We start from the raw sequence: 21,686 nt of genomic DNA on the forward strand, positions 1-21,686 counted from the left end.
ATCGTCTCTATTTCACCTCCGCCAGCGCGGCGAGGATCCTTGCCCAGGAGCGGATGCCTTTCTGGAAGCTCCGCAGGTCGTACTTCTCGTTCGGCGAGTGGATGTTGTCGTCGTCGAGGCCAAAGCCCACCAGCAGCGAGTCGAGGCCCAACGTGCGCTTGAAGTCGGCGACGATTGGAATCGAGGCGCCCGAGCCCATCAGCACGGTCTCCTTGCCCCACTCCTCGGCCAGCGCCTTGCTGGCGGCGGCGAGCGGCTTCATGGTCCAGTCGAGCGCGACCGCAGGCGCGGCGGAATGGTCGCCGAACTCGACCTTGCAGTCGCCGGGAATGCGCGCCGATACGTAATCGCGGAACGCCTTGCGGATTCTCGCGGGATCCTGGCCCTGCACGAGGCGGAACGACACCTTGGCCGAAGCATGTGACGGGATCACGGTCTTGGAGCCTTCGCCGATATAGCCGCCCCAGATGCCGTTGACGTCGCAGGTCGGACGCGTCGAGGCCTGCTCGACCAGGAGCCTGCCCTTCTCGCCGGCCGGGAGCGACAGTCCGACCGGCTTGAGGAAGGTCTCTGGCGTGAAATCGAGCTTCTTCCACTGCTCCAGGATGTCGGGCGGCGTCTCCTTCACGCCATCATAGAAGCCGGGGATGGTGATGCGGTTGTCGTCGTCGAACAGGCCGCCCAGTATTTTCGTGAGCACCCGGATCGGGTTCATCGCGGTGCCGCCGAACACGCCGGAATGCAAATCGCGGTTGGCCGCGGTGATCTTCAGCTCTTCATACAGCAGCCCGCGCAGCGAGGTCGTGATCGCCGGCGTGTTGCTGTCCCACATGCTGGTGTCGCAGACCAGCACGTAGTCTGCCTTGAACTCGTGCTTGTTGGCCTCGATGAAGGGCACGAAATTCTTCGAGCCGACCTCCTCCTCGCCTTCGATCAGGAAGGTGACGTCGACCGGCAGCGAGCCCGTCACCTTCTTCCAGGCGCGGCAGGCCTCGACGAAGGTCATCACCTGCCCCTTGTCGTCCTCGGCGCCGCGCGCGACGATGATCTTGCGACCGTCGGCATGATCCGCGACGACGGGCTCGAATGGCGGACGGTGCCAGAGATCGAGCGGATCGACCGGCTGCACGTCGTAATGGCCGTAGAACAGCACGTGCGGCCGCCCGCCCGCTCCGGTCCTGCCGACGACGGCGGGATGGCCCGCGGTCGGCCTCACCTCGGTCGCGACACCGAAGCTGGCGATGTCCCTGGCGAGATGCTGGGCCGCAGCCCTGCAATCATCCGCGAAGGCCGGATCGGCCGAGATCGACTTGATCCGCAACAACGAGAACAGGCGCTCCAGGCTGTTGTCGAAATCCTTGTCGATGTGGTCGAGCACGGATTGAAGCTGCGTGTTGGACATTGTCGTGTTCCTGATTGCGGGGTCTCAAGGTGTCTGCGCTTTTAACGCCGGCGCGGCCTCGGGGCCAGCCGCAACCGCCGGATGCCGGATGTGCCAGGCGAGACACCCTGCGAGGACGGCCGTCGCAGCCAGGTTGTTGCCACAGGCCTGGATGACCTTGGGAAACCACGGCAGCGACAGCAGCATGAGGATGCCGGCGGCGCCCAGGGCGAGCCAGGTTCCCAGGCGCACATGCGCCCGCGCGTCGAAAGCGGCGCGATACATCAGCACCGTCATCGGGAAGAACAGCCACATGAAGTAGTATTGCCGTGCCAGCGGCGAGGCCACCGTCATCAGGCAAAACAGGATGCCGAGCTCCTCGGCGTCCGAGCGTTCCGTCCGCTGCGCCTCCCGCGGCATGATCGCGACGAAGCCGAGCCCAAGCAGTGCCGACAGCGCCAGCACGATCCAGTTCGCCGTCCGGTAATCGACGTCGATCACGTTCATCGTCCGCGGCGGCTTGTTGCGATCGTCCTGATTGTAGTTGATCGGACGGACCAGGCGATGCGTGACGGCAATGAGGGACTGGTTGACCCATGACCAGTTCTGCTCCGCGCGCTGGCCAAAGCCCTTTTCCGAGCTCGTCCCGACCATGCCCTGATACCAGACCGCAAGCTCGGCCGCATTGCGCTCGAAACCGCGGATCGGCGCCGGCACGACATAGAGCAGGATGCCGGTGAAGGCGATCGTGCTGACGAGGGCGGCCCACTTCCGCCGCCAAAGCAGATACGGCAGCACAGCGATCGGAAACACCTTGATGGCGGCGGCGAGCGCGAACAGGAAGCCGGCGAGCCACGCCCGCTGATGCCGCAGGCTCCAGAAGCCATAGAGCATCATCGCGAGCAGGACGAGATTCGGCTGGCCGAGATCGAACATGTCGAACACGAAGGCCACGGTCACCAGCACCGGCAGCGCTTCCAGCCAGCGTCCAGGCTTGCGGTGCGAGCCGGCCATGACTTGGGAGAGCGTCCCGGTGTACCACCAAGCCACAGCATTCAAGATCGACAGGACGACATAGAGCGGGATTTTGCCGAACCAGCTCGGGATCGCCAGCAGGATCGCGGGGAGCGGTGGATAGATGAAGTCGAAATAGTCGCGGGCCGTGGCAGGATAGAGCGGCCCATCCTGCAAGACCTGCTGTCCGGCCCAGTACCAGAGCACGTAATCCTTGGTCTTGCCGTGGCCGAAGATCTCGGGGACGAGCACGTCAGCCGTCAGGAGGATGCAGCAGAACAGAAAAAGCAGATCCAGCGGCGCACGCGGCGACAGACGTCTCGGCGCATCAGGCTTGGCTAAGGGGGCGGGCGGGGTCACGGGGCGGGGGTCCGGTGCGGCGACGAAACAGGACGTAGCAGACCCGCAGGGGCTTGGAGAGCCCCCTCACCTGAATGTGTGCGACGTTCGGCATATGTGCGACGTTCGGCCCCTCGAGCGAGGGACAGGTCGATGAGCCCGGCGGACGAATTGCCTTCCCGTCGGGCGTCCTGCCTAAAGCGCGATGCGATTAGGATGAATCGTCATCCCGCTTTAGGTTATTATTTGAGCATGATCTTTTCGGAAAACCGCTGCACACATTTCCGGATCATGCTCTACCGCCGCAGCAATCCACCGAGCGCGCCGCGGACGAGCGTGCGGCCGATCGAGCCGCCGAGCTGGCCGCCGACCGACTTGCCGATATTGGCGGCCATCCCGCCGATCACCTGATTGGTGACCGATCGCGTCACGTCCCGCGCAATGACCTGGCCGGTCGACAGACGCCCTCGCTTGACGTTGGTGCCGAAGATGGTGCCGACGATCGAGCCGATCTGGCCGAGGATGCCGCCGCCTCCACCCGCTGGACTGTCCGCCGTGGCCGCGGTGTCGGCGATGCGCTTCTGGAGCATCTCGTAGGCGGATTCGGAATCGACGGCGGTGTCATATTTGCCCTTCACCGGGCTTGCAGCCATGATGGCCTTGCGCTCGTCCGGCGTGATCGGTCCAATGCGCGCCGACGGCGGCCGGATCATCACCCGCTCCACCATCGACGGCGTGCCGTTGCCCTCGAGGAAGGACACCAGCGCCTCGCCCTTGCCGAGCTCCGTGATCACCTTGGCCGTGTCGAGCTTCGGGTTGGGCCGGAAGGTCTGGGCTGCAGCAGCGACGGCCTTCTGGTCGCGCGGGGTGAAGGCACGCAGCGCATGCTGCACGCGACCGCCCAACTGGGCCAACACCTTGTCCGGCACGTCGATCGGATTCTGCGTAACGAAATAGACGCCGACGCCCTTGGAACGGATCAGACGAACCACCTGCTCGATCTTGTCCATCAGTGCCTTCGGCGCATCGTTGAACAGCAGATGCGCCTCGTCGAAAAAGAACACAAGTTTTGGCTTCGGCAGATCGCCGGCTTCAGGCAGTTCCTCAAACAACTCCGACAGCAACCACAACAGGAAGGTAGCGTAGAGCCTGGGGCTCTCCATCAGCTTGTCGGCAACCAGAATGTTGACCATGCCGCGACCGTCGCTATCGGTCTTCATGAAGTCCTTCAGCTCCAGTGCCGGCTCACCGAAGAATTTCGCTCCGCCCTGGTTTTCCAGCACCAGCAGCTGGCGTTGAATGGTTCCAACCGTCGCCTTGCTGACATTGCCGAAGCTCTGCGCGGCCTTGCGGACCTCGGCTAACGGATCTTCCTCAGCATCCGGTCCCTTCTTGCCACTGGCGGGAACGATCGCATCCAACAGCGATCGCAGATCCTTCATATCCAACAATGGCAGGCCATTCTCGTCCGCGACGCGGAAGGCGACGTTGAGAACCCCTTCCTGCACCTCGTTCAGATCGAGCATCCGCGCCAGCAATAGCGGCCCCATTTCGGTGACGGTGGCGCGGACCGGATGTCCCTGCTCGCCGAACACGTCCCAGAACACGGTCGAGAACTGGTCCGGCTGAAACTTGAGACCCATGTCGCCGGCGCGCTTGAGAATAAAGTCTTTGGCCTCGCCGACTTCCGAGATTCCGGAGAGGTCACCTTTGATGTCGGCCGCGAATACGGGAACACCGGCGCGCGCAAATCCTTCCGCCAGCACTTGAAGCGACACGGTCTTGCCGGTTCCGGTTGCACCCGTAACGAGGCCGTGGCGATTGGCGAGCGCCAGCGTCAGCCATACCTGCTCGTTTCCCTTGCCGACGAAAATCTTGTCGTCGGTATCGCCGAGCTTGCTGTCCTGTGCGGTCATTATTCTGATCTCTCTGCCGAGTTTCGCGTATTGAAACTCAAATGCACCAGTTCCGTAGTTTAGCGCATGTCGCGCACCGATTAAAACCATTCAACGCGCGCCCCGAGCATGGGACATTGTCGGACACGAAGGGACAACATCAGCCGAAAGTAGGAACGAGGTATTCGCAGCGCGGCAATTTCTTGCCGATTCGATCTCGGCTCGTGCACGGCTGCAACACCTTTCGCGCGTTCGGGGATGAATCGCGACCGCGCATGCGTTCATCGCTTGAATTTCACATCACACCGGCTCAAGATCAATTTTCGGAAGCAATACTCCGGCGTGCAAACCGGCTGAGGGGCCTTATGGACGAGCTGATCGGACGGCTGGCGGCAAACGCCAGCATAGATGGTGCTGTCGCTGAAAAGACCGTCGGCATTATCCTGGGATTCCTCCGCAGCGAGGGTCCTTCCGAGAGCGTAGAGGCCCTGATCGACCAGATCCCAGGAGCGGAAGCTGCAATCGAGGCGTCCAGGAGCGGCGGCGGCCTGTCGCGGCTGATGGGTGGCGGCTTGATGGCGGTCGGCACGCGCCTGATGGGCCTGGGACTCGGCATGTCCGATATTCAAAAGGTCGCCCGTGAACTTTTCCGCTACGGGCGAGACAAAATCGGAGCGGATCAGATGGGCAAGATCATTGCTGGGACTCCGGGCCTCAGCCAATTCGCCTGAAGCCACGCATTTCACACCGAGTGTCATGACATATCCAATCTCCGAGATTGAGGGCCTGTCGACCTTTGCGGCCAACAAGTTGAAGGCGCAAGGAATCCGCACCACCGACGCGCTGCTCGAGGCGGCCTCGACCGTGAAGGGCCGCAAGGCGCTTTCCGCCAAGACGGGCATCAGCGAGCAGTCGCTGCTGGAATGGGCCAACGTCTCCGACTACATGCGCATTCCCGGCATGGGCAAGGCCAAGGTCGGCCTGGTCCGCGCCGCCGGCGTCACCACCGTGCGCGAGCTCGCCTATCGAAATCCCGCAAGGCTTGCCCAGAGCATGCGCGAAGCCAACGAGAAGAAGAAGCTCGTCCGCATCCTGCCTTCCGAGAAATCGGTCGGCGACATCATCGCGAAGGCCAAGAAGCTGCCGCCGAAGATCACGTATTAGCCCACTTCCCTCTCCGTCATCCTGAGGTGCTCGCCTCTTCGGCGAGCCTCGAAGGATGCACGGCCACCGCCGCGTCCGCACGGAGAGCGCCGGGCCGTCGCCCTTCGAGGGCCGCTAAGAAGCGGCCACCTCCAGCGACAACGGCTTCGCCGTTGCGCCGGGGTGACGGTGCTAGAGCGGTGCTCGTCCACCCCATCCCCGCTTGACTCCCCCTGCCCGACCGCGCAAAGCGGGCCGCATGAACGCCTCGCTCTCCCCTCCCGTCCCGCCGGCCGGCTCGGCCGGGCCTGATGCGCTGCGGACGCTGCTGGAGCGGTCGCTTCCTGCGGTGATGGGCGTGCTCAACATCACCCCGGATTCCTTCTCCGACGGCGGCGCGTTCATCGCACCGGCGCGGGCGCTGGAGCGGGCGCAGGCGATGATCGCCGATGGCGTCGACATCATCGATATCGGCGCCGAATCCACCCGGCCCTACAAGGGTGCCCGGCCGGTCACCGCGGCAGACGAATTGGCACGACTGAAACCGGTGCTGGCCGACGTGGTGGCGCTCGGCGTGCCCGTCTCGATCGACAGCATGAAGGCCGAGGTGGTGGCCTTCGCGCTCGACCATGGCGCGGCGATCGCCAACGACGTCTGGGGCCTGCAACGCGATCCCGACATGGCGCCGCTGATCGCCGCAAGAGGCGTTCCCGTCGTCGTCATGCACAACCGCGACAGTGTCGATCCCGCGATCGATATCATCGCGGACATGAAGACGTTCTTTCGGCGCTCGCTCGATATCGCCGCGCAGGCCGGCATCGTGCGCGACAAGATCGTGCTCGACCCCGGCATCGGCTTCGGCAAGACGGTCGAGCAGAGCATGACCGCGCTGGCGCACTTACGCGAGCTCGACATGTTCGGCCTGCCGATCCTCGTCGGTGCCTCGCGAAAACGCTTCATCGCCTCGGTGTCGCCGTCGAAACCATCGGAGCGGCTGGCCGGCTCGATCGCAGCCCATCTGATCGCCGCGCAGCGCGGCGCCAAGATCATCCGGACCCATGATGTCGGCGAAACCCTGCAGGCGCTGCGGGTGGCGCATGCAATCGAGAGCAAGCAATGACCGATACGATCTTCGTCACCGGCCTGTCGATCCATGCCCGCCACGGCGTGATGGATCACGAAACCGAAGTCGGCCAGCGTTTCGTCATCGATCTCGAACTCTATACCGACCTGTCCGAGCCGTCGCGCAGCGACCGGCTCGCGGACACGGTGTCCTACGCCGATGTCGTGGCGACGACGACGGCGGCGTTCAAGAACACCAATTACAAGCTGCTGGAGCGCGCAGCCGGCGCCGTGGCCGACGCCATCCTGTCGAACTTTCCGCGCGTCCGCGCCGTGAAGATCACGGTGCACAAGCCGCATGCGCCGATCGCCGCGATCTTCGACGATGTCGGCATCATGCTGACACGCTCGCGGCATCCCTGACATGGCGAGCGTGCTGATCGCACTTGGCGGCAATGTCGGCGATGTCCGCGCGACGTTCAAAAAGGCGATCGCGCATATCTGCGGCATGGCACAGGCGGCGCTGATCGCGCGCTCGTCCGACTATGCGACCCCGCCCTGGGGCGACGAGGACCAGGATCCCTTCATCAATGCCTGCATCGAGATCGAGACCGGTCTCGATCCGCACGCGCTCCTGTTCGTGCTGCAGAAAGTCGAGCAGAAATTCGGCCGCACGCGCGAGAAGGCGAGGCGCTGGGGCCCGCGCACGCTCGATCTCGACATGATCGCCTATGACGACGTCAGCTTGCAGAAGCCCGACCTGACGCTGCCGCATCCCCGCCTGTTCGAGCGCGCCTTCGTGCTGGTGCCGCTGGCCGAGATCGCGCCCGACCGCGTGATCTCAGGCATTCGTGTGCGTGACGGCCTCGCCAGCGTCTCCACGCAAGGCATTGAGCGGCTTCCGGATACCGGTTAACCAAAAACAACCGTTTGCAGGGACGGTCTGCCGTGGCAATTTCGCCTGAGAACAACGAGACGTTTGGGAGCCCCTCGCCGCATGACCTCCGTGACTGACGACCTGCCGCTGGCGGCGGATTTTCCCAAGGCGACGCCTGAGGACTGGCGTAAGCTGGTCGACGGCGTGCTGAAGGGCGCGCCGTTCGAGAAGCTGGTCGGCAAGACCTATGACGGCATCAAGATCGATCCGCTCTATCCGCGCGCCAAAGGCGTTGCGCCCGTGGTGGGACGCGCGCCGGCTGCGCCGTGGCAGATCGTGCAGCGGATTGACCATCCCGACGCGGCGCTCGCGAATGCACAGGCCCTGACCGACCTCGAGAACGGCGCGGCGGGGCTCGCGCTGGTGTTCGCCGGCGGCAGTGGCGCCCATGGCTTCGGCCTGGAACCGTCGGCGGATGCGGTCGCAAAGGTTTTGAAAGACATTCATCTCGATGCCGGCATCGGCCTCGAGCTTCAGATCGGCCCGCAATCGCGGATGGCCGCGATCCATGTCGCGGAATATGTGAAGAGCAAGGGGTTCGATCCCGCAGCCTGCAACATACGCTTCGGCCTCGATCCGCTCGCGGCCACCGCTGTGTGGGGCCACAGCCCCTATACCTGGGACGAGATCGCTCCTGCGCTCGCCGGCGCCATCAAGGGCCTTGCCGCGCTCGGCTTCAAGGGACCATTTGCCTCCGCCGACGGGCGCGTGATCCACGATGCCGGTGGCTCGGAGGTGCAGGAGCTCGCCTTCGTGCTTGCCTGCGGCGTCGCTTATCTGCGCGCGATCGAAGGCGCCGGCATTCCTCTCGATAAGGCGCAGGGCATGGTCTATGCGCGGCTTGCCGCGGATGCCGACCAGTTCCTGACCATGGCCAAATTCCGCGCGCTGCGGCTGCTGTGGGCACGCATCGAGCAGGCCTGCGGGCTGACGCCCAAACCGCTGTTCATTGCTGCCGATACAGCCTGGCGCATGCTGACGCAGCGCGACCCTTACGTGAACATGCTGCGCGCGACCATGGCGACGTTCGCGGCAGGGCTGGCCGGCGCGAATGCGATCACGGTGCTGCCGCATACGCTGGCGCTCGGCCTGCCCGATCCGTTCGCGCGGCGCGTAGCGCGCAACACGCAGCTTCTGCTGCTGGAGGAGAGCAATCTCGCCAGGGTCAGCGATCCCGCGGCAGGCGCAGGCGGCATCGAGACGCTGACGGCGCAGCTTTGCGAGGCCGCCTGGGCGCTGTTCCAGGAAAGCGAGAAAGCCGGTGGTGCCTTCGCGGCGCTTCAGCAGGGCGTGTTCCAGAGCAAGGTGGCGGCCGCGCGAAAGGCGCGTGAGGCCAACATTGCAAAGCGCCGCGACGTGCTGACCGGCGCCAGCGAGTTTCCGAACCTGCATGAGCGCGAAGCGACCGTGCTGAAGGCAACGCCGATCGCGCTTCCGCCCTACGGGGAACAGACATACAAGTTCGATGCGCTGCCGCCGATCCGGCTGGCGGAACCGTTCGAGGCGCTGCGCGACAAATCCGACGCGGCGTTGAAGGCACGTGGCGCGCGGCCAAAGGTGTTCCTGGCCAGTCTCGGCACGCCCGCAGATTTCACGGCGCGCGCCACCTTCGCGAAGAGCTTCTTCGAGGCCGGCGGCATCGAGGCGGTCGACAGCGAGGGTTTTGCCGATGCGGCCAAATTGGCAGCCGCGTTCAAGGCTTCAGGTGCGGAGCTTGCGTGCCTCTGTTCCAGCGACAAGGTCTATGCCGGTCAGGCGGAACCCGCCGCCCGGGCCCTGCAAACGGCAGGCAGCAGACATATCTATCTGGCGGGCCGCCCGACTGATGCCGAGGCGGCGCTGCGGACCGCCGGCGTCACGGGTTTTGTCTTCGCCGGAGGCGATGCGCTTGCGACATTGCAAGACGCTTATCGACGGATGGAGCAGCCATGACCGACACCAGCAAACCCGTTCTCACCGGCGGCTGCCAATGCGGTGCCGTGCGCTTTGCCGTCATGACGGCGCCGACCAGGGTTTCGATCTGCCATTGCCGCATGTGCCAGAAGGCGGCCGGCGCGCCATTCGCCTCCTTTGCCGACATCAACAAAGTGGACTTCGCCTGGACCAGGGGACAGCCCTCGTTCTTCCGCTCCTCCACCATCGCCGAGCGCGGCTTTTGCGCCGCCTGCGGCACGCCGCTGAGCTTCGGCCGCATCGACGGCGACCGGATCGAGATCATGACCGGCACCTTCGATCACCCCGACTGGGTGATCCCGACGCGCCAGTTCGGCACCGAATCCCGCCTCGGCTGGGTGGTCGGCATCGCCAACCTGCCAAGCCAGACCACGCAGCAGAATTACGGACCGGAGAAGATGGCGACCATCGTCAGCCATCAGCATCCGGATCATGATTGAGCGCTTATAATATGGTTGAAGCCATGAGCCGCATTCCCAATTTCGCCGATGTCGCCTTCGAGCGCACCGCCACCACCGCGCCGTCAGGCAGCGCCGAACCGTGGCTGACGCCCGAGGGCATTCTGGTGAAGCCCGCCTATGGCGAGACCGATCTTGCCGGGCTCGATTTCCTCGAGACCTATCCGGGCATCGCGCCCTATCTGCGCGGCCCCTACCCGACCATGTATGTCAACCAGCCCTGGACGGTCAGGCAATATGCCGGCTTCTCCACGGCGGAGGATTCCAACGCGTTCTACCGCCGCAACCTCGCGGCCGGCCAGAAAGGCCTCTCGGTCGCCTTCGATCTCGCCACCCATCGCGGCTATGACAGCGACCATCCGCGCGTCGGCGGCGACGTCGGCATGGCCGGCGTCGCCATCGATTCCATCTACGACATGCGCACGCTGTTCGCGGGGATTCCGCTCGACCAGATGAGCGTGTCCATGACCATGAACGGCGCGGTGCTGCCGATCCTCGCGCTCTACGTCGCCGCCGCCGAGGAACAGGGTGTGCCGCCGGAGAAGCTGTCGGGCACCATTCAGAACGACATTCTGAAAGAGTTCATGGTGCGCAACACCTACATCTATCCCCCGGCGCCCTCGATGCGGATCATCTCTGACATCTTCGCCTACACCTCGCAAAAGATGCCGAAGTACAATTCGATCTCGATCTCCGGCTATCACATGCAGGAAGCCGGCGCGACGCAGGACCTCGAGCTCGCCTACACGCTCGCCGACGGCGTCGAATATCTGCGCGCCGGCCTTGCCGCAGGGCTCGACGTGGATCGTTTCGCTCCGCGCCTGTCGTTCTTCTGGGCGATCGGCATGAACTTCTTCATGGAAGTCGCCAAGATGCGCGCCGCGCGCCTGCTCTGGGCGAAGCTGCTGAAGCCGTTCAACCCGAAGGACCCGCGCTCGCTCTCGCTGCGCACGCACAGCCAGACTTCGGGCTGGTCGCTGACCGCCCAGGACGTCTTCAACAACGTCATGCGCACGACGGTGGAGGCGATGGCGGCGACGCAAGGCCACACCCAGTCGCTGCACACCAACGCGCTCGACGAGGCGCTGGCGCTGCCGACCGACTTCTCGGCCCGCATCGCCCGCAACACCCAGCTGTTCCTGCAGCAGGAGAGCGGCACCACCCGCATCATCGATCCCTGGGGCGGCTCGTACTATGTCGAGCGGCTCACGCGCGACCTCGCGGCGAAGGCGTGGAGCCACATTCAGGAGGTCGAGGAACTCGGCGGCATGGCGAAGGCGATCGAGGCCGGCTTGCCTAAGCTGCGCATCGAGGAGGCTTCCGCCAAGACGCAGGCGCGGATCGACGCCGGCAAGCAGGCGGTGATCGGCGTCAACAAGTACAAGCCGACCGACGAGGACAAAATCGAGATCCTGAAGGTCGACAATTCCAACGTCCGCCGGCTCCAGATCGACAAGCTCAAGCGGCTGAAAGCCGAGCGCAACCAGAAGGACGTCGATGCCGCGCTCGCGGCGATCACGCGCTCGGCCGGCGAGGGCAACGGCAATCTGCTCGCGCTCGCGATCGATGCGGCGCGGGCCAAGGCGACCGTCGGCGAAATTTCGGACGCGATGGAGAAGGTGTTCGGCCGGCACCGCGCCGAGATCAAATCCATCACCGGCGTCTACAAGCGGGAGGCGTCCAGCATGGGCAACCAGGTCGAGAAGGTTCAGGCGCTGATCGACGCGTTCGAGGAGGCGGAAGGCCGCCGCCCGCGCATCCTGGTCGCCAAGATCGGTCAGGACGGCCACGATCGCGGCCAGAAGGTGATTGCGTCTGCCTTTGCCGACATCGGCTTCGACGTCGACATCGGGCCGCTGTTTGCCACTGCCGACGAAGCCGCGCGGCAGGCGGTCGAGAACGACGTCCACATTCTCGGCGTCTCCTCGCTCGCCGCCGCCCACCTCACCGCCGTGCCCGAATTGAAGGCCGCGCTGAAGAAGCAGGGCCGCGACGACATCATGATCATCGTCGGCGGCGTGGTGCCGCCGCAGGACTACGACGCGCTCTACGCCGCCGGCGCTGAGGCGATCTTTCCGCCGGGCACCGTGATCGCGGACGCCGCCGAGGAGCTGATCCGCAAGCTGAACGCCCGGCTCGGCCATAGCGAGGCGGCGGAGTAGCCGTCGCTCGAACTTCCGGCAAGAAGGATTTGCGTGATGTTTCTCGCGCCAACGTTCATGCGCGCGCTGGCCGCGACCGCAGTTTGCAGCGCGCTGTTCGGCATCGCCCTCGCCGCCGACCCCAAGCCCGACGCCGTCGTCAAGACCAAGAGCATCGAGGCGCGCGTTTTCCTCGACGACAGGATCAAGGCGGATGCGGCGCTGGCGGCGGATTGCCTGGCCGAAGGCAGGAAATGGCTCGATAAGAATGCGGCCGAGGCCGCCGCCTCGCGCAAGGCGGACCCACAGTTCTTCACGGACGGTGGCTGGGACTTCGAGCGCAAATATGAGATCCGCTCGGTCGTCGCCGATCGCTATGTCAGCATCCTCCGCAACGACTACATGAACACTCGCGGCGCGCATCCCAATTCGGATGTGAACACGATCCTGTGGGACAAGGCGGCGAACAAGCGCATCTCGATCCGCCCGTTCTTCACCGAGACCGCCGACAAGGGTCCGGCCATGAAGGCGATGGTGACGGCCATCATCACCTCGCTCAAGGCCGAAAAGAAGAAGCGCGGTGCCGGCGAGACCGCGACCGACGAATGGTTCAAGGGCGTGGAACCGAACCTGCTCAAGATCGGCGCGGTGACGCTTGCGCCGTCAACTGACGCAGGCAAGAGCTCCGGCCTCACCTTTCACTACCCGCCCTACGCCGTCGGTCCCTACGCCGAGGGCGAGTATGTTGCATTCGTGCCTTGGGAGGCGCTGAAGCCGTATCTCAGCGCAGAAGGCACGCGAATCTTCGGCGGCGCGCGGCCGAAGGGCGACGCGGAGGAGCAGTGATCAACGTTTGAGCAGCGACATGATGCTCACAACGCGCTGGTAGCGCTATCTTGCGGCGGCTCCGCAAAGCCGACTAGAATGCCGCCATTGACAAGAGCGCCCGGCGTCACGGGTGCCGCTGGGAGGATTCATGTCCAAGATTACGCGCCGCACCTTTGCGGCCTCGACCGCCGCAGTCGCAGCATCCGCCGCCTTCGGCTTCAAGCCCGCGCTCGCACAAGCCTACCCGGCCCGGCCGGTCACCGTGATCGTGCCCTGGGGCGCCGGCGGCGGCACCGACGCGACGGCGCGCATTGTCGCGGCGCTGCTGGAGAAGGACCTCGGCCAGCCCTTCAACGTGGTCAACCGCACCGGCGGCTCCGGCGTGGTCGGCCACAGCGCGATCGCGACCGCACAGCCCGACGGCTACACCATCGGCATGCTCACGGTCGAAATCTCGATGATGCACTGGCAGGGCCTGACCGAGCTGACGCCGAAGAGCTACACCCCGCTGGCGCTGATGAACGAGGACCCTCCGGGCATCCAGGTCTCCTCCTCCTCGCCCTACAAGACGGTCAAGGAGCTCGCCGATGCGATCAAGGCGGCGCCTCCCGGCAAGTTCAAGGCCTCCGGCACCGGCCAGGGCGGCATCTGGCATCTGGCCCTGGTCGGCTGGATGCAGGCCATGGGCCTGCCGGCCAATCAGGTCGCGTGGGTGCCCTCGAACGGTGCGGCGCCGGCGATGCAGGATCTCGCCGCCGGCGGCCTCGACCTCACCACCTGCTCGGTGCCCGAGGCGCGCGCCATCATCGAGGCGGGCAAGGCCAGGAGCCTCGCCATCATGGCGCCGGCCCGCAACCCGATCTTCAAGGACGTGCCGACGCTGAAGGAGGCGATGGGCATCGACTACGCGACGGGCGCCTGGCGCGGCATCGCCGGGCCAAAGAACCTTCCGCCGGAGATCGCAACGAAGCTCACCGCGGCACTGAAGAAGGTTTACGATTCCGCCGAGTACAAGGACTTCATGAGCAATCGCGGCTTCGGCACCGTGTGGGGCGATGCCGCTCACTTCGCCAGCTTCATGGACAAGGGCGACGCCCAGATGGGCGAGGCCATGAAGGCGGCAGGCCTGAGCAAGGCGTGATGTTTCGCCTCTCCCCGCACGCGGCAGGGCTATCGGCATATGAAGAAGGTGGCGAGTAGCTCGCCTGCAGCCCATCCTTCGAGACGCCCGCCTACGGCGGGCCCTCAGGATGAGGTCGCGTTTTGCGGCGAGATATCAAAACCTCATGGTGAGGAGCCCGCGAAAGCGGGCGTCTCGAACCATGCACGCCGAGCACCTTCGGCATATGCGCTGGCCCAGCCCATGCGGCGAGAGGGAGCGCACCTCCCGGAATTCTGACAGGACCCCTCCCATGCGTCTTCCCGACTCCGTGACGGGATCGTTTCTCGTTGTGCTCGGCGCAGCAGCTGCCTATGGCGGCTGGATCCTGCCGCCGGTGCCGGGCCAGCCGGTCGGCCCCAACGTGTTTCCGCTGGTGATCGGCTGCGGCCTTGCACTATGCGGGCTCGCGATCGTGTTCGGCATCGGCCGTTCCTTCGAGGAGGAGGAAGTGCTGGTCCCGTTGGAGGACGGCCAGGCCGCTGCCCCGCCGCCGCAGGGCAGGCTCTACGGCCTGCGCGCGCTGCTGCCGCCGGCGTTGCTGCTGTTTTACGTCGTCGCGGCCGACCGGCTCGGTTTCATCATCACCGCGGCGATCATGGTCTACGTCACCTCGACCGCGCTCGGGGCCAGGTGGAAGCTGGCCCTGCCGCTCGCGGCCCTCTCGCCCTTCGCCATCCACCTCATCTTCGGCAAGCTGCTCCGCGTGCCGCTGCCCGCCGGCCTGTTGCCGGCGCCCTGGTAGTCCCATGCTGAAAACCCTGATCGATGCGTTCGCGCTGATCTCCACCTGGGAGGTCATCATCGCGATGTTCGCGGCGTCCGTGTACGGGCTCGTGATCGGCTCGCTGCCGGGCCTGTCGGCGACGATGGCGACCGCTCTGCTCGTCCCCGTCACCTTCTATCTCTCACCGATCGCGGCGATCGCGACCATCGTCGCGGCCTCCTCGATGGCGATCTTCTCCGGCGACATTCCGGGCGCGCTGCTGCGCATTCCCGGTACGCCCGCTTCCGCCGCCTATGCGGACGAGGCCTACGCGATGACGCGCAAGGGCCAGGCCGAGCTCGCGCTCGGGGCCGGCGTCTGGTTCTCGGCGGTCGGCGGCATCGCCGGCGTGCTGTCGCTGATGATCCTGGCGCCGCCGCTGGCCGAGATCGCGTTGTCGTTCTCGACCTTCGAATATTTCTGGCTGGCGCTGCTCGGCCTGATGTGCGCCACCCTGGTTGCGCGCTCTTCGCCGGTGAAGGCGATCGCGGGCATGTTCATCGGCCTGCTCGTCGCCTGCATCGGCATCGAGAATCCCGGCGGCGTCCCGCGCTTCACCTTTGGCCTCACCGATCTGTTCGGCGGCATCGAGCCGATTCCGGCGCTGGTCGGCGTGTTCGCGGTGGCGCAGGTGATGCGCGCGATGCTGACGCCCGAGCCGCCGCCGCTGCCGCGCCGAAAGTTCGGAAGCATTCTGGCCGGCCAGTGGAGGCTGACCAAGCTGTATCACTGGCAGATGACGCGCGGGAACATCGTCGGCATCATCATCGGCGTGCTGCCCGGCGCCGGCGCCGACATGGCCGCCTGGGTCTCCTATGCGATGTCGAAGCGCTTCTCCAAGGAGCCGGAAAAGTTCGGCACCGGCCATGTCGAGGGCCTGGTCGAGGCCGGCGCCAGCAACAACGCCAGCATCGCCTCCGGCTGGGTGCCCTCGCTGCTGTTCGGCATCCCCGGCGACACCATCGCCGCGATCGCGATCGGCGTGCTCTACATGAAGGGACTCAATCCCGGCCCGACGCTGTTCACCGAGAAGGCGTCGAGCATGTACGCGATCTATCTGATGTTCATCATCGCGAACATCCTGATGATCCCGCTCGGCATCGCCATGATCCGGGTCGCCGCCTACATCCTGCTGGCGCCGCGCTCGGCCATCATGCCGATCATCATGCTGTGCTGCGCCGTCGGCTCGTTCGCGATCGGCAACAACATGTTCGGCGTCGTCACCGTCGCCGCCTTCGGCGTGATCGGCTACGTCATGGAGGCGAACGGTTATCCCGTCGCGGCCATGGTGCTCGGCATCGTCATGGGCACCATGGTCGAGCAGGCCTTCGTCACCTCGCTGATCAAGTCCGACGGCAGCATCCTGCCGTTCTTCGAGCGGCCGGTCGCGGCGATCCTCGCCGCGATGGCGATCGGCGCGCTGCTCTGGCCGGTGATGGTGTGGGTGTGGCGGAAGCTGAAGCCGGCGCAGACGGCGGCAACGACGAGCAGGTGATATCGGCGGGGGCGCTCGCCTGCCCCCCGCCCGTGCGGTCGAGGCCGGCGGCTGGGCCAGGCTGCAACCCTGTGCTAGTATTGGGCCATGACAGAGGTCGCAGACGTTCCGCTCGAGACGATTGTCGGAAAGCTCCGAGAGCTCATTCCCGCCTTGAGGGCCGCGGGGGTCACCCGCCCGTACCTGTTCGGGTCCCGCGCGCGCGGCGACGCCCGGCCCGACAGCGATCTCGATGTCCTGATCGAGACGACCTCGCGCGAGGAAACGCCGCGGTTCGACTATTTCAGGGTCCTGCACCTGATCGAGGATCAGGTCGGCCTTCGAGCGCAGATCTCGATGCGGGACCTGCTGAAGCCGCGCGTGGCTGAACGGATCGCGGATGATCTGGTTGAGGTCTTCTGAATGCCTCCGACCGTGGAAGACCGGCTGCGAGATATTCTGGAAGCCATCACCGACATCGAAAGCGTCGTGAAGGGCCTCAGCTTCGATCAGTTCGTCTCTGAAAGGACCTCTCGTCTGGCAATCGAACGCCTTCTCGAGATCGTCTGCGAGGCTTCGAGATTCATCCCGGATGAGATCAAGCGAACCGAGCCTGGAATCGACTGGCGCAAGATGATCGACTTCGGAAATCTTCTACGTCATGCCTACCATATGACCAAAGCCGAGATCGTCTGGGACATGATTCGAACTCACCTTCCACCGTTGAAATCCTGCGCTGAAGACACCTTCGCATGTCGGGCCCCTAGCGGCTGGACGCGATAACAATCATGACCATTGGCAAATCCATCGACATCAAGACCCTCGCCAGAGAGCTCCGCGCCGGCAGCCGCGCGGCGCTCGCCCGCGCCATCACGCTGGTGGAGAGCCGGCGCGCCGATCATCAGGCGCTTTCGCGCGAGCTGGTGCAGATGCTGCTGCCCGACACCGGCAAGGCGTTTCGCGTCGGCATCACCGGCTCGCCCGGCGTCGGCAAGTCCACCACCATCGATGCGCTCGGGACGTATCTGATCGAGCAGGGCCACAAAGTCGCGGTGCTCGCGGTCGATCCGTCCTCGGCACGCAGCGGCGGCTCGATCCTCGGCGACAAGACGCGGATGGCGCGGCTCTCGGCCTCGGACAGTGCCTTCATCCGCCCCTCGCCGTCCTCGGGCACGCTCGGCGGCGTCGCGGCGAAGACGCGCGAGGCGATGCTGCTGTGCGAAGCCGCCGGCTTCGACGTCGTGCTCGTCGAGACCGTCGGCATCGGCCAGTCCGAGACCGCAGTGTGCGACATGACGGATTTCTTCCTGGCGCTGATGCTGCCGGGCGGCGGCGACGAGCTGCAGGGCATCAAGAAGGGCCTGGTCGAACTCGCCGACATGATCGCCATCAACAAGGCCGACGGCGACAATCTCAAGCGCGCCAACATCACCGCCGCGGATTATCGCGGCGCGCTGCACATCCTGGCGCCGAGATCCGAGCATTGGCACCCGCCTGTTGTCACATATTCAGCGCTGGCCGGCACCGGCATCGCCGAGCTCTGGCAGAAGGTTTTGGACCACCGCAAGGCGATGAATGCGTCCGGCGACTTCGCCGCGCGGCGGCGCGACCAGCAGGTGAAATGGATGTGGTCGATGCTGGAGCAGCGCATGCTGGCGAGGTTGCGCAGCGAAGCGTCGGTGCGGACCAAGGTCCGGAAGATCGAGGCCGAGGTCGCCGAGGGCCATCTCACGCCGGCGCTCGCCGCCGAGCGTATTCTGGAGTTGCTGCAATGACCGGGCCCCGCATTCTCCTCACCGGCTTCGGGCCATTTCCGGGCGCGCCCTACAATCCGACCCAGGCGCTGGTGGCCCGGCTGATGCAGTTGCGCCGGCCGGCGCTCGACGATGTCGAGCTGTCGAGCCACATCTTCCCGGTCACCTATGCTGCCGTCGACCGGCAGTTGCCGGACGTGCTCGCCGCCCAAAAGCCCGACGCGCTCTTGATGTTCGGCCTCGCGGCGCGCACGCCCTATCTGCGGATCGAGACCCGCGCCCGCAACGCCGTGACCATGCTCTGGCCGGATGCCGCCAACACCCGCTCGAGCAAACGCGGCATCGCCGGCCATGCAGATGCGATGACGTTCGGCCCGCACACCGCACGGCTGCTGCGCGCCGCGCGCCTCACCGGCATCGACGCGCGGCCCTCGCGCGATGCCGGCGCCTATCTCTGCAATTACCTGAGCTGGCGCGCGATCGAGAACGTCAGGTCGGGCGGGCCGAAGCTTGCGACCTTCATCCACATTCCGCTGCTTGCGCGCAGCGGCGCCGTGCGGCGCAAGGGTTCAGCCCGGATCACGCTGGAGGAACTGGTGGACGCGGGGGAAGCCATGCTGATGGAGGTGGTGCAGTTGGCGCGGAAGCGGCGGAACACGCCGGTCTCGTAGGGTGGATTAGCGAAGCGTAATCCACCTCTTCTGTCTCCGCGGATAGAGACCGTGGTGGTTACGCCTGACGGACTGCGCTTCGCGCAGCCGCAAGGCTAATAACCCACCCTACAGCACCGTCTTTGCGTAAACATTTAACCCTACCGCGAACAATCCTCACGGCCCTCGCCGCGCTGGGCTACGAAACCGCTGCGGACCTCCCGCGTCCGCCGGAGGACGCGTCATGGACCTCAATCGCCGTCATCTCATCGGGGCTTCGACCGCGGGCATCGCTGGCGCGCTCGCCATGCCGGCCGACGCTGCGCGCGCGGCGCCGCTGACGTCCCTGCTCGGGCGCGATGCCACGCAATATGGCGTGCGACCTGGAAGCAGCGAGGATCAGACGCGAGCGCTGCAGCGGGCGATCGACGAGGCTGCGCGGGCGCAAATGCCGCTGGCGCTGCCGCCGGGCGTCTATCGCAGCGGGTTGCTGCGGCTCCCGAACGGGTCGCAACTGATCGGCGTGCGCGGTGCGACCAGGCTGGTCTTCACGGGCGGAACCTCGATGATCCAGAGCGACGGCTCCGATGCGATCGGCCTCACCGGCATCACCTTCGACGGCGGCAACATTCCGCTGCCGACCCGGCGGGGCCTGATCCATGTTCTCGGCGGACGAGATGTGCGCATGGCGGATTGCGAGATCACGAAATCGGGCGGCAGCGGCATCTGGCTCGAGCAGGTCGCGGGCGACGTCTCCGGCAACATCTTCACCAATATCGCTCTGACTGCGGTGGTCTCGTTCGACGCCAGGGGGCTCAGCGTCTCGCGCAACACCATCATCGGCACCAACGACAATGGCATCGAGATCCTGCGCACCGCGATCGGCGACGACGGCACGCTGGTCGCCGACAACCGCATCGAGGACATCAAGGCAGGCCCCGGTGGCTCCGGCCAGTACGGCAACGCCATCAACGCGTTTCGCGCCGGCAACGTGATCGTGCGCGGCAACCGCATCAGGAATTGCGACTATTCGGCGGTGCGCGGCAACTCGGCCTCGAACATCCACATCAGCGGCAACAGCGTCAGTGACGTGCGCGAGGTCGCGCTCTATTCGGAGTTTGCATTCGAGGCGGCCGTGATCGCCAACAACACGGTCGATGGCGCCGCCGTCGGCATCTCCGTCTGCAATTTCAACGAAGGCGGCCGCATCGCGGTGGTCCAGGGCAACATCATCCGCAATCTGATCCCGAAGCGGCCGATCGGCACCGCACCGGACGACGATGCCGGCGTCGGCATCTACATCGAGGCTGACACATCGGTCACCGGCAACGTGATCGAGAATGCGCCGTCCTACGGCATCGTCGCCGGCTGGGGCAAATATCTGCGCGACGTCGCGATCACCGGCAACGTGATCCGCAAGGCGCTGGCCGGCGTCGGGGTCTCGGTGGTGCCGGGCGCCGGCACCGCGCTCGTCAACAACAACATGATCTCGGAAACGCCACGAGGCGCCGTGGTCGGGCTCGACCACGCGCGGGCGGTGACGTCGGATCTGTCGGCCGAAGGGGCGCAACGCTTCGCGCAGGTTGTGGTCGGCGGCAATGCGGTGCGACGTTAGATGCGCTGTCGGCAGATGGCCCGCTCATCCTTCGAGGCTCGCCATGGGACGCGTCGCGTCCCATGCCTCGCACCTAGGATGACGGGGCGAGAGAGGCGGCCGACTCTGCTCGGGCCTCACCCACCGCCTTAGAACGCGTTTCTGAGCAGCGGGTATTTGGCTTCGAGGCCGTCGAGGCTGAAGGTGAATTCGACGACGCGCTCGGGGGCTGCGACGATTTCCTCGGTCGGCGGGGCGAACTGCGGGAGGAGCGCTGCCATCGCCGCAGGCGCCGACTTCGGCAACTTCGCGGCAGGCACCGCGAGCGGCGGCCTCACTTCGGGCGCGGTGAACGGCGTCATGGCGGCGGGCGCAAGGGGTGATCTCACGGCAGGTGCGCTTCGCGGCGCCCTCGCAGCGGGAGCCTTGAGCGGCGGCATCTCGGCGGGGGCGGTAAACGAAGCCACCGCGGCAGGTGCAGTGGGCGGCGCCATCGCGACGGATGGCAACACCGCCGCGATCGGCGCCTCGGTGATCTCCGCGAGCACGCCCGGCTTCTGATCGAGCCTGACCGCCACAGCGGTCTCAGGCGCGATGTGAACGGCCTTGGGCTGGACGGTCTGCGCCTGCTGTTCGCGCGGTGCCATGCGGGGCATGGTCGCCGGCGACCAACCGAATGCGGGCGTCACGCTTGCAGCCGCCTCGGCGACGTCCCCGCCGGTTGCGAGCGCGCGCCAGGTCTGGACCGCACGCTTGGCTTCCTGGATGTTTTCAAGGAATTCGATCTCGGAATGATACCGGCGCCAGCGGCCGGTCTCGAACATCTCGGAGAGATGTTGCAGGCGCTGTTCGGCGAGAGCGCACCAGCGCGCCGCGATGGCGCGGCCGGCGGCTGCGTCGCGAACGAACTCTTGGCGATGTGTCATGAACCAGCCCGTCAGGAAAAAAATACGGACGCGGGGGACGCAACGCACACGAATCAATTTAGACGCGACATGAATATTTTGTGGAAAAGATTTGACTTGTCCAGCAGCGACACGGCATTCGTCATCAAATACCGTAGTCCTTCGGAAATTTGCTGCGTTTTCGAGTCAAGCTTCGCACAAGCATAACGGAGTTGCGGTTCGTTGCGCGAGCG

Annotated in this window: 21 protein-coding genes; 17 read left to right on the forward strand and 4 right to left on the reverse strand. The window is 65.5% G+C overall.

The features are described from left to right. Nucleotides 1-7: 7 nt before the first annotated feature. The 3 genes from IVB23_RS08260 to IVB23_RS08270 form a co-directional block, all read right to left on the reverse strand. On the reverse strand, nucleotides 8-1,402 hold the full coding sequence (locus tag IVB23_RS08260; RefSeq protein WP_247803186.1) for a M20/M25/M40 family metallo-hydrolase: 1,395 nt from the start codon (nucleotides 1,400-1,402) through the stop codon (nucleotides 8-10). A 24-nt stretch (nucleotides 1,403-1,426) separates the two neighbouring features. Further along, nucleotides 1,427-2,755, reverse strand: coding sequence for a glycosyltransferase family 87 protein (locus tag IVB23_RS08265; RefSeq protein WP_061878024.1), 1,329 nt, complete (start codon nucleotides 2,753-2,755; stop codon nucleotides 1,427-1,429). A gap of 275 nt (nucleotides 2,756-3,030) precedes the next feature. Then, entirely contained in the window at nucleotides 3,031-4,650 is a 1,620-nt protein-coding gene (locus IVB23_RS08270; RefSeq protein WP_247803187.1) for a helicase HerA-like domain-containing protein, read from the reverse strand. Between the two features lie 344 nt (nucleotides 4,651-4,994). Here IVB23_RS08270 and IVB23_RS08275 point away from each other — a divergent pair, with 344 nt between their 5' ends. From IVB23_RS08275 to IVB23_RS08355, 17 genes are all read left to right on the forward strand, one after another. After that, nucleotides 4,995-5,360, forward strand: coding sequence for a hypothetical protein (locus IVB23_RS08275; protein ID WP_061878025.1), 366 nt, complete (start codon nucleotides 4,995-4,997; stop codon nucleotides 5,358-5,360). Nucleotides 5,361-5,385: 25 nt separating this feature from the next. Beyond that, the gene (locus IVB23_RS08280) at nucleotides 5,386-5,793 is read left to right on the forward strand and encodes a DUF4332 domain-containing protein (protein WP_028176685.1); all 408 of its coding nucleotides are present in this window, start codon (nucleotides 5,386-5,388) and stop codon (nucleotides 5,791-5,793) included. A gap of 238 nt (nucleotides 5,794-6,031) precedes the next feature. Continuing rightward, on the forward strand, nucleotides 6,032-6,892 hold the full coding sequence (gene folP / locus IVB23_RS08285) for a dihydropteroate synthase (RefSeq protein ID WP_247803188.1): 861 nt from the start codon (nucleotides 6,032-6,034) through the stop codon (nucleotides 6,890-6,892). Continuing rightward, the gene (gene folB, locus IVB23_RS08290) at nucleotides 6,889-7,257 is read left to right on the forward strand and encodes a dihydroneopterin aldolase (RefSeq protein ID WP_028176687.1); all 369 of its coding nucleotides are present in this window, start codon (nucleotides 6,889-6,891) and stop codon (nucleotides 7,255-7,257) included. Before folP ends, folB begins: the two co-directional genes overlap by 4 nt. A gap of 1 nt (nucleotide 7,258) precedes the next feature. Continuing rightward, nucleotides 7,259-7,750, forward strand: coding sequence for a 2-amino-4-hydroxy-6-hydroxymethyldihydropteridine diphosphokinase (gene folK, locus IVB23_RS08295; RefSeq protein WP_247803189.1), 492 nt, complete (start codon nucleotides 7,259-7,261; stop codon nucleotides 7,748-7,750). 81 nt (nucleotides 7,751-7,831) lie between these two features. Next, nucleotides 7,832-9,703: a methylmalonyl-CoA mutase family protein gene (locus IVB23_RS08300; RefSeq protein WP_247803190.1), complete on the forward strand. Its 1,872-nt coding sequence runs from the start codon at nucleotides 7,832-7,834 to the stop codon at nucleotides 9,701-9,703. Continuing rightward, complete coding sequence (locus IVB23_RS08305) at nucleotides 9,700-10,164, forward strand: GFA family protein (protein WP_247803191.1); 465 nt, start codon at nucleotides 9,700-9,702, stop codon at nucleotides 10,162-10,164. Before IVB23_RS08300 ends, IVB23_RS08305 begins: the two co-directional genes overlap by 4 nt. 23 nt (nucleotides 10,165-10,187) lie before the next feature. Further along, nucleotides 10,188-12,344: a methylmalonyl-CoA mutase gene (scpA, locus tag IVB23_RS08310; RefSeq protein ID WP_247803192.1), complete on the forward strand. Its 2,157-nt coding sequence runs from the start codon at nucleotides 10,188-10,190 to the stop codon at nucleotides 12,342-12,344. Nucleotides 12,345-12,401: 57 nt separating this feature from the next. Continuing rightward, nucleotides 12,402-13,169 carry an RsiV family protein gene (locus IVB23_RS08315; protein ID WP_247804800.1) on the forward strand — a complete coding sequence of 256 codons (768 nt, stop codon included), beginning with the start codon at nucleotides 12,402-12,404 and terminating at the stop codon, nucleotides 13,167-13,169. A 130-nt stretch (nucleotides 13,170-13,299) separates the two neighbouring features. Further along, nucleotides 13,300-14,292 carry a tripartite tricarboxylate transporter substrate binding protein gene (locus IVB23_RS08320; protein WP_061878642.1) on the forward strand — a complete coding sequence of 331 codons (993 nt, stop codon included), beginning with the start codon at nucleotides 13,300-13,302 and terminating at the stop codon, nucleotides 14,290-14,292. 271 nt (nucleotides 14,293-14,563) lie between these two features. Further along, the gene (locus tag IVB23_RS08325) at nucleotides 14,564-15,055 is read left to right on the forward strand and encodes a tripartite tricarboxylate transporter TctB family protein (RefSeq protein WP_061878034.1); all 492 of its coding nucleotides are present in this window, start codon (nucleotides 14,564-14,566) and stop codon (nucleotides 15,053-15,055) included. Nucleotides 15,056-15,059: 4 nt separating this feature from the next. Further along, nucleotides 15,060-16,571, forward strand: coding sequence for a tripartite tricarboxylate transporter permease (locus IVB23_RS08330; protein ID WP_247803193.1), 1,512 nt, complete (start codon nucleotides 15,060-15,062; stop codon nucleotides 16,569-16,571). An 87-nt stretch (nucleotides 16,572-16,658) separates the two neighbouring features. After that, entirely contained in the window at nucleotides 16,659-16,973 is a 315-nt protein-coding gene (locus tag IVB23_RS08335) for a nucleotidyltransferase domain-containing protein (RefSeq protein ID WP_247803194.1), read from the forward strand. Beyond that, nucleotides 16,974-17,333 (forward strand): HepT-like ribonuclease domain-containing protein, encoded by a 360-nt coding sequence (locus IVB23_RS08340; protein ID WP_247803195.1) that lies wholly within the window; start codon nucleotides 16,974-16,976, stop codon nucleotides 17,331-17,333. Between the two features lie 5 nt (nucleotides 17,334-17,338). Then, nucleotides 17,339-18,325 (forward strand): methylmalonyl Co-A mutase-associated GTPase MeaB, encoded by a 987-nt coding sequence (meaB, locus tag IVB23_RS08345; protein WP_061878038.1) that lies wholly within the window; start codon nucleotides 17,339-17,341, stop codon nucleotides 18,323-18,325. Next, complete coding sequence (locus IVB23_RS08350; protein ID WP_197969170.1) at nucleotides 18,322-18,975, forward strand: pyroglutamyl-peptidase I; 654 nt, start codon at nucleotides 18,322-18,324, stop codon at nucleotides 18,973-18,975. Before meaB ends, IVB23_RS08350 begins: the two co-directional genes overlap by 4 nt. A gap of 223 nt (nucleotides 18,976-19,198) precedes the next feature. Further along, nucleotides 19,199-20,569 carry a TIGR03808 family TAT-translocated repetitive protein gene (locus IVB23_RS08355; protein WP_247803196.1) on the forward strand — a complete coding sequence of 457 codons (1,371 nt, stop codon included), beginning with the start codon at nucleotides 19,199-19,201 and terminating at the stop codon, nucleotides 20,567-20,569. Between the two features lie 128 nt (nucleotides 20,570-20,697). Here the strand turns inward: IVB23_RS08355 and IVB23_RS08360 are convergent, their stop codons facing one another. Beyond that, nucleotides 20,698-21,474: a TIGR03809 family protein gene (locus IVB23_RS08360; protein WP_247803197.1), complete on the reverse strand. Its 777-nt coding sequence runs from the start codon at nucleotides 21,472-21,474 to the stop codon at nucleotides 20,698-20,700. Nucleotides 21,475-21,686: the final 212 nt, after the last annotated feature.

The organism is Bradyrhizobium sp. 191, from assembly GCF_023100985.1.
Classification (GTDB): Bacteria; Pseudomonadota; Alphaproteobacteria; order Rhizobiales; family Xanthobacteraceae; genus Bradyrhizobium; species Bradyrhizobium diversitatis.